Source organism: Ruegeria sp. C6, from assembly GCF_056537625.1.
In genome coordinates, this window is record NZ_JBQFRW010000002.1 from 38,598 (window position 1) to 50,297 (window position 11,700).

Annotated in this window: 10 protein-coding genes and 1 other RNA gene; 3 read left to right on the forward strand and 8 right to left on the reverse strand. The window is 56.9% G+C overall.

Annotated features, from left to right (window positions below):
- Positions 1-12: 12 nt before the first annotated feature.
- From ACR0MJ_RS07765 to ACR0MJ_RS07785, 5 genes are all read right to left on the reverse strand, one after another.
- On the reverse strand, positions 13-1,590 hold the full coding sequence (locus ACR0MJ_RS07765) for an ABC transporter ATP-binding protein (protein WP_170398649.1): 1,578 nt from the start codon (positions 1,588-1,590) through the stop codon (positions 13-15).
- Positions 1,587-2,693, reverse strand: a complete 1,107-nt coding sequence (locus ACR0MJ_RS07770) for an ABC transporter permease (RefSeq protein WP_480760369.1) — start codon at positions 2,691-2,693, stop codon at positions 1,587-1,589. The genes ACR0MJ_RS07765 and ACR0MJ_RS07770 overlap by 4 nt, the downstream gene beginning before the upstream one ends.
- Complete coding sequence (locus ACR0MJ_RS07775; protein WP_170398655.1) at positions 2,694-3,788, reverse strand: microcin C ABC transporter permease YejB; 1,095 nt, start codon at positions 3,786-3,788, stop codon at positions 2,694-2,696. It lies immediately after the preceding gene.
- A gap of 1 nt (position 3,789) precedes the next feature.
- A complete protein-coding gene (locus tag ACR0MJ_RS07780; protein ID WP_170398657.1) occupies positions 3,790-5,700 on the reverse strand; it encodes an extracellular solute-binding protein in 1,911 nt (636 codons plus the stop codon).
- A 174-nt stretch (positions 5,701-5,874) separates the two neighbouring features.
- Positions 5,875-6,384: a c-type cytochrome gene (locus tag ACR0MJ_RS07785; protein WP_170398660.1), complete on the reverse strand. Its 510-nt coding sequence runs from the start codon at positions 6,382-6,384 to the stop codon at positions 5,875-5,877.
- 121 nt (positions 6,385-6,505) lie between these two features.
- On the opposite strand from ACR0MJ_RS07785, the gene ACR0MJ_RS07790 reads away from it, so the two are divergent.
- Positions 6,506-7,339: a prephenate dehydratase gene (locus tag ACR0MJ_RS07790; RefSeq protein ID WP_170398663.1), complete on the forward strand. Its 834-nt coding sequence runs from the start codon at positions 6,506-6,508 to the stop codon at positions 7,337-7,339.
- 150 nt (positions 7,340-7,489) lie between these two features.
- Here the strand turns inward: ACR0MJ_RS07790 and ACR0MJ_RS07795 are convergent, their stop codons facing one another.
- From ACR0MJ_RS07795 to nudC, 3 genes are read right to left on the reverse strand one after another with little or no spacing between them, the layout of a single operon-like run.
- Positions 7,490-7,987, reverse strand: coding sequence for a GNAT family N-acetyltransferase (locus ACR0MJ_RS07795; RefSeq protein WP_170425763.1), 498 nt, complete (start codon positions 7,985-7,987; stop codon positions 7,490-7,492).
- 14 nt (positions 7,988-8,001) lie between these two features.
- Positions 8,002-8,469: an SRPBCC family protein gene (locus ACR0MJ_RS07800; protein ID WP_170406543.1), complete on the reverse strand. Its 468-nt coding sequence runs from the start codon at positions 8,467-8,469 to the stop codon at positions 8,002-8,004.
- A gap of 39 nt (positions 8,470-8,508) precedes the next feature.
- A complete protein-coding gene (nudC, locus tag ACR0MJ_RS07805) occupies positions 8,509-9,492 on the reverse strand; it encodes an NAD(+) diphosphatase (RefSeq protein ID WP_480760373.1) in 984 nt (327 codons plus the stop codon).
- A 196-nt stretch (positions 9,493-9,688) separates the two neighbouring features.
- Here nudC and ACR0MJ_RS07810 point away from each other — a divergent pair, with 196 nt between their 5' ends.
- Together ACR0MJ_RS07810 and ffs are read left to right on the forward strand one after the other, a co-directional pair.
- Positions 9,689-11,551 carry a bifunctional 2',3'-cyclic-nucleotide 2'-phosphodiesterase/3'-nucleotidase gene (locus ACR0MJ_RS07810; protein ID WP_480760377.1) on the forward strand — a complete coding sequence of 621 codons (1,863 nt, stop codon included), beginning with the start codon at positions 9,689-9,691 and terminating at the stop codon, positions 11,549-11,551.
- A 38-nt stretch (positions 11,552-11,589) separates the two neighbouring features.
- An RNA gene (ffs, locus tag ACR0MJ_RS07815) (signal recognition particle sRNA small type) lies at positions 11,590-11,688 on the forward strand.
- Positions 11,689-11,700 lie beyond the last annotated feature (12 nt).

Sequence of the window (11,700 nt, forward strand, 5' to 3'; positions counted from 1 at the left end):
GCGGGCTGCGTATCAGCCCGCTGCCGCGATCAGTTCGCGGGTGTAGTCGGTCTGGGCGTGTTCGAACAAATCTTCGGCAGCGCCCATCTCGACGACATCGCCGTTTCGCATGACGATTACGTTATGTGACATCGCGCGCACGACCTTCAGGTCGTGGCTGATAAACAGATAGGCCAGCCCGTATTTCCTTTGCAGGTCACGCAGCAGGTCAACGATCTGCACCTGCACGGTCATGTCCAGCGCACTTGTAGGCTCGTCCAGAACCAGCAGCTTGGGCCGCAACACCATGGCGCGGGCGATGGCGATCCGCTGGCGTTGCCCGCCGGAAAACTCATGCGGATAGCGGTCCATCGCAGAGGGGTCCAATCCGACCTCGTTCATCACTTCGGCCACCAGATCGCGCGGGGCGCGATGAGGATCGACCTTATGGATGGCCAGCCCCTCGGCGATGATCTGCATGCAGGTCATCCGCGGGCTGAGGCTGCCGAACGGATCCTGAAATACGATTTGCATGTCCTTGCGCAACCGCCGCAACTCGCGCGTTGACCAGCGGCGCACATTCTGGTCGCGGAAAGTGATCCCGCCCTCGGACGCGATCAGACGCATGATCGCCAGCGCCAGCGTCGTCTTGCCCGAGCCGCTCTCCCCCACGATCCCAAGCGTTTCCCCGGCACGGACGCTGAGGGTCGCGTCGTTGACGGCCTTCACATAGCCTACGGTCCGTTTCAGGAAACCGCGCTGGATCGGGAACCAGACTTTCAGGTGATCGGTGCGGGCTACCTCTTCGGCATCCGGGGCCACCGGGTCGGGGTGCCCGGACGGCTCGGCCTCCAGAAGCTTGCGAGTATAGGGGTGTTGCGGGTTGTCGAAAATCTCCGTTGTCACTCCGGCTTCGACAATTTCACCGTCCTTCATCACGCAAACCCGGTCGGCGATGCGGCGGACGATGCCAAGGTCATGCGTGATGAACAACATCCCCATGTTCTCGGACTTTTGTAGTTCGGCCAGCAATTCGAGAATCTGTGCCTGAATGGTGACGTCCAGCGCCGTTGTCGGCTCATCCGCGATCAAAATGTCCGGCTTGTTCGCCAACGCCATCGCGATCATCACGCGTTGACGCTGCCCGCCGGACAACTGGTGCGGATAGCTGTCCAGCCGCTCCTCGGGGTCTCGGATGCCGACTTTGGTCAGCAGTTCTACAATCCGTTCCCGCGCCTCATCGCCGGTAACGCCCTGATGTAGAGCCAGCGATTCCGCCATCTGTTTCTGGATCGTGTGCAATGGATTGAGCGAGGTCATCGGCTCCTGAAAGATGAAACTAATGTCGTTGCCGCGCACGTCCATCAACCTGTCTTCGGACGCGCCGATCATCTCTTGCCCTTCATAAGTGACCGAGCCTTCGACAATTGCGCTATCACCCAGCAGCGACACAGTGCTCAACGCCGTCACGGATTTGCCCGAGCCGGATTCGCCCACCAAAGCCACCGTTTCACCCCGGTCGACGGTAAAGGACACGCCTTTGACTGCCGCACTCACCTGCCCGTCCTGCCGGAACGAGACCTTGAGGTTGTTCACATCCAACAGGCTCATGAGAAGGTCTTTCTGGGATCAAACGCATCGCGGACGCCTTCAAAAATGAAGACCAACAGCGACAGCATGATGGCAAAGGTGAAGAAGGCAGTGAAGGCCAGCCACGGTGCCTGAAGGTTCTGTTTCGCCTGCAAGGTCAACTCTCCGAGCGACGGTGCTGAAGACGGCAAACCGAAGCCAAGGAAATCCAGCGAAGCCAGCCCACCGATGGTTCCGGTCACGATGAACGGCATGAAGGTCAGCGTGGCGACCATCGCATTAGGCAGCATGTGGCGAAACATGATCGTCATGTTACCCACGCCCAGCGCCCGCGCGGCACGGACATACTCCAAATTTCGTGCCCGCAGGAATTCAGCGCGCACGACGCCCACCAATCCGGTCCAACTGAACAGGATCATCAGAATCACCAAGAGCCAGAAACTTCGCCCAAGAATCGCGAACATGATGATAATGACATAAAGCGAGGGTGTCGCAGACCAGATCTCGATAATACGTTGGAAGATCAGATCCAGCCAACCGCCAAAGAACCCCTGAATGGCCCCGGCAAAAATGCCGATCAGACTGGCGACACCGGTGACCAATAAAGTGAACAGGATCGACAGGCGGAAGCCATAGATGACACGAGCTAGCACATCTCGCTTGGTGTCGTCAGTGCCGAGCAGATTCTGACCATTGGGCGGCAGCGGTGCAGCGCCCGGGCGGTCCACGCTGGTGTTGAAGGAATACGGGATTGGAGGCCAGATGGCCCAGCCTCGCTCAAACCCATCCGCTTCGAACGTGCCCGCCTTGATTTCGTCGATGATACCTTCGGGGTCGTCGAAGCACTGATCCAATCCGCCGCTATCGATCAGGCACATGACCTCGGGGTCGCGATAGATCGCCTCGGTCTGGAAATCACCGCCGAACTCAGTCTCGGCGTAAAAGTTGAAGACTGGCGTGTAGATTTCACCCCGGTAATTTACCAGGATCGGTTTGTCGTTGGCGATGAACTCGGCAAACAGCGATAGGCCGAACAACACCGAGAAGATGATCAGCGACCAGAACGCCCTGCCATTGCGCCGGAAGTTGCGCCAACGGCGCTGATTGAGAGGGGAGAGTGCCATTTACCCCTCCCGCTTTTCGAAATCGATACGTGGGTCAACGAGCACATACATCAGATCGCTGATAATGCCGACGACCAGCCCCATCAGGCCAAATATGAAAAGCGTACCAAAAATCACCGGATAGTCGCGCGCCACTGCGGCCTCAAAGCCCAGACGCCCAAGACCATCGAGCGAGAAAATGGTCTCGATGATGATCGATCCACCGAAGAACACACCAATGAATACAGCAGGGAAACCTGCAATCACGATCAGCATCGCGTTGCGGAAGACATGACCATACAGCACCTTGCTTTCACTCAAACCCTTGGCGCGAGCGGTCATCACGTACTGCTTCTTGATTTCATCCAGAAACGAGTTCTTGGTCAGCAGCGTCAGCGTCGCAAAGGCCGAGATGGTCAGCGCGATTATCGGCAAAGCGATGTGCCAGAAATAGTCAGTAATCTTTCCAAACAGGCTGAGGCTGTCCCAGTTGTCCGAAGTCAAACCCCGTAGCGGGAAAATCTGCCAGTAAGAGCCACCGGCGAACAACACCAGCAGCAGAATGGCAAACAGGAAACCGGGGATCGCATAGGCCACGATGATCGCACCGCTGGTCCAAGTATCAAAGCTCGACCCGTCCTTGATCGCCTTGCGGATACCTAGCGGGATCGAGACCAGATAGGCGATCAGCGTCGACCACAGACCCAGCGAAATAGACACCGGCATCTTTTCCAGCACCAGATCAATCACACTGATCGAGCGGAAATAGCTCTCGCCAAAATCCAGCGTCAGGTAGTTGCCCATCATGCCTAGAAAGCGTTCCAGTGGCGGTTTGTCGAAGCCAAACTCTTTTTCCAGTTCAGCGATGAATTCGGGCGGAAGGCCACGCGCACCGACGTATTTGTCATCAAAGGCACCACCTGCGGGCTCGGCCCCGGCTCCGGCATCGCCACCACCAGCGAACCCAGCAAAGACGTCGCCCTGCCCTTCGATCTGCGCGATGATCTGTTCAATGGGACCACCGGGCACGAACTGCACCAGCGTGAAGTTGACGATCATGATGCCCAGAAGGGTCGGAATGACCAGCAACAGGCGTCTTAGGATATAGGCGCCCATGTTATCGCAGTGCGCCTTTGGCTTTCAGGTCAGCCTCTTTCTCGGGGTTGATCCACCACAGATCGAGATACCCAAGCGAGAATGGAGGCAGGTTTTCAGGGTATTCGTACATGTCGTAATAAGCCGTCCAGTAATCCGCCACATACCCATCGGGAATGACGAAGAACTCATAACGCAAGACACGATCCAACGCCATCAGCGCAGCATCCTGTTCCGCCTGATTTGTCGTGTCGAATGACGCTTCGATCACAGCGTCAACAAGTGGGCTGGCAAGACCGGCAGGATTGAACAAGCTAAACGCGGCTTCTTCCGATCCGTACATCTGACTGAGACCCCCGCCGGTCGACAGGAACGAGCCATAGCGGTTCGAATATACCATATCATAATCACGCTCACGCCGCCGCAGGGTGAATTGAGAAGGATCTACCTTCTCGGCCGAAGCATCCACACCGATCGACTGCAGGTTCTGCACATAGGTCTCGATCATGGTGGCGGTCGAGGTTGGAATGCTCGACGCATACGGAATATTGACCTTCAGCGTCTGCCCATCGGCATTGCGGCGCAGATTGCCGTCGCCGACGGGCCAACCAGCCTCGTCCAGCAGTTTCGAGGCTTGCCGCAAATTGCGACGGTCGTTCAACCGAGCTGGATTGGATTCGTGGACGACAAGCGCAGGCTCGCTGAACACCTCGGCCGGAACCACGTCACCCAGCGTTTCCAGAAACGCCAGTTCGGCACCCTCCGGCACGCCTGTCGCTTCAAGATGTGTCCCTTGCACGAATGAACTGCGCGGTGCGTTCAGACCGAACATCAGCGATTCATTTGCCCATTCGAAATTGAACGCCAGCGCCAGCGCTTTACGCACATTCTTGTCGGCAAATTGAGGCTTGCCCAGATTGAAAACGAAACCCGATGGCGTTGGTGGGCTACCATCCACGATCTCGTCCTGCACGACAAACCCTTCGCTGAGTTTCGGGAAATCGTAACTAGAGGCCCAGAGCTTGGGGTCACTTTCGATACGCATCGTGTATTCGCCCGCCTTGAACCCTTCGAAGGCGGCGGTCTGGTCCGCGAAATACTCGATCCGGATAGTGTCGTAATTGTTGCGGCCTATGTTGATCGGCAGATCCTTGCCCCAATAATCGTCGCGACGCTTGTAGACTATACGACGGTTGATGTCATAGCTGTCCAGTTTGTAAGGACCTGAACCAACGGCGACCTCTAGCCGCGGTTCGTCCAGACGACGGCTTTCATCGGCCTCGAACCAGGCTTTTGAAAATACCGGGGTCGACCCGACGGTTTCGATCAACCCGCGCCGGGTGACATCCGGACTAAAAGTAAATTTTACAGTGTGGTCATCCAGAGCTTCAGCCCCTGTAACCATGCGCCCGACGGCTTGCGCATAAGACGGCAAACCCTGCTCAATGAACAAACGATGACTATAGACGACGTCTTCGGCAGTCACCGGGGTGCCATCCCAGAACATAGCTTCGGGGCGCAGATTGAAGATCACATAATTGCGCCCTTCGTCATATTCCATACTTTCCGCAACAACCCCATAATACTGCCCGACACTATCCGCGGTGCTTTCGATCAGCGGGTCATATTGAAGCGTAGTCAAAGCGCCTGCCCGCCCCTTGCGCGAATAAGGGTTCAGGGAATCAAACGTACCTGAGCCCGCCAAAGACAGCTCTCCGCCCTTTGGTGCGTCTGGGTTGACGTAGTTCAAGTACGGATAGTCGGCCGGATAATCCAGATTTCCGAAATAGGAATACCCGTGGCTGCGCGTGACGCCCTCTTCATTGGCACGGGCAGGATCGCTGCTGCCCAGAACCAGTGTCGCCGAAATCCCCAAAGCCGCAGCCCAAGCGTGAATTCCGGTAAAGCGCATCTGGGGCAGAAGGGGTTTCATCAGGCTCGTCCTCTGAATTTCTGTCATCTTCATTGTCGTGCCCGCCAGCTAAAGGTCCAGCACTGTCAGTTGCAAGTTTAGAATGCGTGAACGCTTTGTGAAGTTCTTCTCAGACAAAAAATAAAGCCGCTGCGCAAGGCAGCGGCTTTAAATCCTGCAAATCTGATCAACAGATCAGTTGCCGATGGTCTGCAGATACGCAATCAGATCGGCGCGTTCTTGTGGTTTTTTCAGGCCAGCAAAGCTCATCGAAGTGCCCGAGATATAGGCGCTTGGGCGTTCCAGGAACGCGTCCAGGGCTTCGGGTGTCCAGTTGCCGCCATGCGCCTGCATCGAGGCCGAATAACCGGTGAAGCCTTTTGCTGAGGCAACCGGGCGATCTACGACACCGTAAAGGTAAGGACCTGTACCATTGGCGCCGTCTTCCAGTTTGTGGCAAGCGGTGCACTTGCGGAATACGCGCGCGCCTTTTTCCGGATCGGCTGCAGCCAACATATCTTCAAAGACTACTTCTTCGCCGTCCGCGCTTTCGCCCGAGCTTTCGGTTTCGATAATGTAAGCAGCTTCGGCAAGATGGCTGTCAGAGCTATAGAGGACATCCGCCCCCCATTTTGCCAGAAGCAACACCAGGAAGGTGCCAAACAAGCCGGCTGCGGCTTTGGTAACTGTCATCGTGTCGAACATTTTGATCGCGTGTCCATTTCAGCTGTCTGCGGGGTGTCTAAGGCTTCCCCTGAGAAGACGCAAGGTATAGACACCGCGACTAAACGCCCAATTCAAGAACTTGTTGCACGGAAACGACCAAATGACCAATCGCATAGCATTTCAGGGAGAACCCGGCGCATACAGTCACGAAGCCTGCCGGAACGCGCGACCGGATATGGACGCCCTGCCCTGCCGCACTTTCGAAGATGTGATCGAATCAGTGCGCTCAGGTGAGGCTGATCTGGCCATGCTACCGGTGGAAAATACCACCTATGGTCGTGTGGCCGATATTCACCGCCTGCTTCCGCATAGCGGGCTGCACATCATCGACGAAGCATTTGTGCGCGTGCACATCAACCTGTTGGGCGTACCGGGCGCGACTCTGGAGGATATCACTGAGGCGCATTCCCACCTCGTCTTGCTACCACAATGCGCAGGTTTCCTGAAGCAACACGGAATTCGTGGCAGGGTCAGCCCGGATAATGCTCGTGCCGCACGCGAGGTCGCCGAGATCGGCGACAAACACTCCGCAGCGTTAGCCAGTGAGCTGGCAGGTGAGATTTACGGCCTCAACGTTTTGGCCCGTCACATTGAAGATCAGGGCGACAACACGACCCGTTTTCTGGTGATGTCTCGTGAGGCCGACGAATCGCGCCGTGGTGATCACGGCATGATCACAAGTTTTGTCTTTCAGGTGCGTAACATCCCGGCGGCGCTGTACAAAGCGATGGGCGGATTTGCAACCAACGGAATCAACATGACCAAGCTGGAAAGCTATATGGTCGACGGGTCCTTCACCGCGACCCAGTTCTATGCCGATATCGTGGGTCATCCAGGCGATCGAAATGTGCAACTGGCGATGGATGAGCTTGAGCATTTTACCACCAACGTAGAGGTCCTCGGCGTTTATCCGGCTGCGCAACCTCGTGGTTAGTGCAGGCAATCGGCTCGCCCCTTCAAAGGAACGGCCTGGATAGGCGGGGCAGCCCTTCAAAGGAACGGCCTGGATAGGCGGGGCAGCTACGCTTGCACCCTAGAACAGTAATTAGAGTCCTTCGGTGCGACATACTGAAAGTGCGGCGGACTACGGGTTGGTCACTCCGGTCCCCATGCGAAAGACCTTGCATATCGCGCCATCCATCTGCCGGTACTCTCTGAATCCCATCGCCTCATAATAGCCAAGGCCGTCGGAATTATTGGCCCCGATCGTAGCATCGATAGCGGGCAATCCCTGCTGCCGAGCGGCTTGAAGAGAACGTTTGAACAACGCCCGACCGATACCACATCGCGCAGCGGACGGTTTGATATGCGTCCCAATGATGCCCCACCCGACCGCAACGCCATACGGGTTGTTTCGGTTGGCAAGCTTCAACGACTGGAAACCCAGTATCTGTCCGTCCGGCGCAACGGCAAGGCTACACTGAATCCGCTCAGGGTCGCAGATGTAATGCGTCAGTGCAAAGGCGCTGTCGGCGGGCTTGGTCCGCTTTCCAGCCGCTACAAGCGCTGTTAGCACACCGGACAAGCCATCCGCATCGGCTTCGACAGCGTCGCGTATGATCGGTCTCGTTAAAGTGCTCATCTACTTCTCGGTTGTCAGACACCATGGAGGTGTCGTTCCTCCATATCGCGCGCGAATTCGCTGAGACGGGTCTGGAACTGCCGCCTGAATCGGGATTGCCCTAACTTCAGGGATTGAAGCAATAGGCGGGCGGGCAGCGTTTTCGCACCCAGCGATGTTTCAACGCGCAGCCGTGTCCGACGTTGGGAAAGCGCCAAAAGCTCGATCACCGTGTCGCCGTTCATTCCCTTGCTGCTGGACTGGAACCGCATCAAGGACGGGCGGTCGCATTCAGTCATCTCGATAATGATATGACGTGGCTTGCCACGTATCTTGAATTCGGTCTCCCAGGTTATTCCGGCCTGCGGCACAACCGACCCCGTGACCCGACGCACATCGACCCCGCGCCGCAAGGCTTTGCGTTCAAAGCGTTCAAAATCCGAGACCATGTTGAAGACCGTCTCGATCGGGACATCGATATCTTCCTGCGCTGAAAACTGCATGTTTGCTTTTCTCTGCCCTAGATTGGGTTCAGTTTCTCGTCAGTCCAACGTGTCTGCAAGCCAGTGTTGCAACAAAAAGTGCGCAATCGCACCTTTTCGGGCAGGCAACAGCTTAGGGTGATCCCCAGCGAAGGCCTGCATCATCTCTGTCCGTGTGACCCAGATCGCATCCTCGATCTCGACCGGATCGATCTGGATATCGCGCGATAACGCCTCGCCTGCGCATCCAAACATCAGGGATGCGGGAAATGGCCAGGGTTGGCTTGCGAGATAGCTCACCGCGCCCACGGGCACGCCGGCCTCTTCCATCACTTCGCGCCGCACAGCGGCTTCCAGCGTTTCACCGGGCTCAACAAAACCAGCCAAAAGCGAATACATGCCTTCAGGCCAGCCCGGAGAGCGCCCCATCAGCACCGAATTGCCATGGGTAATCAACATGATGACCACAGGATCGGTGCGCGGGAAATGCTGGCCGCCGCAGGCCGGGCAACTGCGCTGCCATCCACCCTGAGACATCTCGCTGCGGGCACCACATCGGGCACAGAATTGATGCGTTTCGTGCCAGCCGATCACCGCCTTGGCGGTTGCCGCAATCTCTGCGTCTCGTGGGTTGAGGCGCGTCATGATGCGGCGCAGTTCGGCAAAAACATACCCCTCGGGCAGGTCAGGGTGCTGCTGTTCGCTGCGGTCGACAAAATCTCCGACACCGGATAAATCCAGCCCTTCAGCCGCCCAACCCGAGATATCCATGGCAAAAAGCGGCGATCCATCCTCGGATTTTCCGAGGAAAATCGGTTGCTCGATCACACCGCCCGGGCCCTGATCGAGAATCTTGTGCTTCATCGGAAGCCGGACGAGCCGGTCCAGTGCCTCACCCTCAACCAACAGTTTGCCGCGCCACAGCAACACACATGTTGCCAAAGGGTCACGATAAACCTGTGCCAGTTTGTCCGCGTCGCCGCGCAGCAAACCCGCCCGATCCAGTGCCGAGCCGCCAAATGTCACCTGTTCTGCGCGTTTCATGCCTGCCGTTCCTGACTGCCGCGCAAAGGGCTGCCACGTCTTACCTGATCGTGCAACGGGTATCGACCAAACATTTTTCGACCCTGCCGCGGAATAACCGCGGCATCGCCCCGGAAATTGCATTAAATCGACCTCATGGTGAAAGCGTTGGCACACTGACAGCTAGAAGTTTAAAATATTGAAATCAAATCATTTAATGCGACAACGAAGAGATGCGGATGATAGCGCACGGATGCGAATCCTTGCTACATCCGATCTACACATGCACCTGACGTCATATGATTACTATTCGGATCGCCCCGAACCTGCGATTGGTTTGACCCGTACCGCCAGCCTGATTCACGAGGCGCGCAGACAGGCTGAACGCGATGACGCCCTTGTGCTGTTGTTTGACAATGGTGATAGCCTGCAGGGAACGCCATTTGGCAACTGGGCAGCTGAAAACGTGCCAGACGCCCATCCCCTGCCACGCGCGTTCAACACGTTGAACTATGACGCGATCGGATTGGGCAATCACGATTTCGGATTTGGGCTGGAACTCGTCAATCGCATCGCTCGCCAAACCGCCTGCCCAATGATTTGCAGCAATATGCAAACCACTCAGACCGAACAAGGTTGGGATGCACACACGATTCTGCATCGGGTTGTCAGACTAAATGGACAGGACACCGCAATCCGCATCGGGGTTCTTTCTGTTTTGCCCTCTCAAACCGCACAGTGGGAAGCACATCTGCTAACGGACCGGGTCGTGGTAACAGACATTCTGGCCGCTGCGCGGCGCGCTGCTGAATATCTCAGCGTGCAAGGTTGCGACCTGATTGTCGCCCTTGCGCATACCGGACTGGGATCGGCAATGGCCGAGCCGGATATGGAAAACGCGATCATCCCGCTGGCCGAGATGCCGCTGATTGATGCCGTCGTCGCAGGCCACACCCATCTGACACTGCCCGGAAAGGCGCATGATGGTTATCCATTCGTCGACAGTACGCGGGGGCTTGTCCATGGAACGCCGGTTGTCATGCAGGGTTGGGCCGGGTCTCATCTTGGGATCATTGATCTGACACTGCAAAAAGATACCACCGGCGATTGGCGCATTACAGGCAGCCATGTCGAAGCACGGGCAATCGCTCAATCGGGCACAGAAATACCCGAATGCCCAAGGATCACAGAGCTGTTTGCGACCGGCCACGCTGCGACGCGCAAAAGGGTGACCAGGCCAGTGGGCACAATCCCACACACGCTACACAGCTACTTCTCATATTGCTTACCGGATCGCGGTCTGGCCTTGGTTGCGGCGGCTCAGGCCGCTGCCCTACGCCCGCATTTGGTCGATACCGACTGGGCAGATTTGCCGATCATATCGTCAGCCGCCCCGGCAAAGTTCGGCGGGCGCGCAGGAAGCAAGTACTACACGGATATCCCCTCAGGCGAGATTTCAGTTCGACATATCGCCGATCTCAGTGTCTTTCCTAATGAATTGCGCGCGGTGCTGGCCTCAGGTTCTCAGATTCGGGACTGGCTTGAGATGTCAGCCGGGCTGTTCCATCAACTTGGATCAGACGCCCCGATCGATCTTGCCGATCCTCAGCGCACGGGCTTCAATTTCGATGTCCTGCATGGCGTCACCTACCAGATCGATCTTTCGCAACCGGCGCGGTTCGATACGCTCGGTCGAGTGATTGATCCGGCATTTTCCCGCATTCGCAACCTGGAATTCGATGGGCAGCCGATTGCGCCTGACCAGAGTTTCCTTGTCGCCACCAATAACTACCGCGCCAATGGCGGTGGTCATTTTCCAATTGCGCGACAAGCCCGTATGATTGACCTGCCTCAGATCAGCATACAGGATATTCTATGCAAATACGTCGCGGGCACATTGCCCGCCGACCCACTCGCGCATGCACCGCGCCCCTTTTCTTTTGTACCAAACCAAAGGCAGGGCGCGATCCTGACAACGGGGCCGCGCGCGCTACACCATGTTGCAGAGCTTGCTGAGTATCATCCACGCATTCTGCCCGACGATGCGGATGGTTTCATGCGTATTCATCTGACCTTCTGACGGGTTGCCATTTTCAGGGGATGCACCTATATCGGCTTTGAGAGGTTGGCGCGGGCGAGCGCCTCGCCAACCTGGTCAGGTCCGGAAGGAAGCAGCCACAACGAGCCCCGCTTGGGTCGATGTCCAACCTCTCACTTAGAACCTATCAG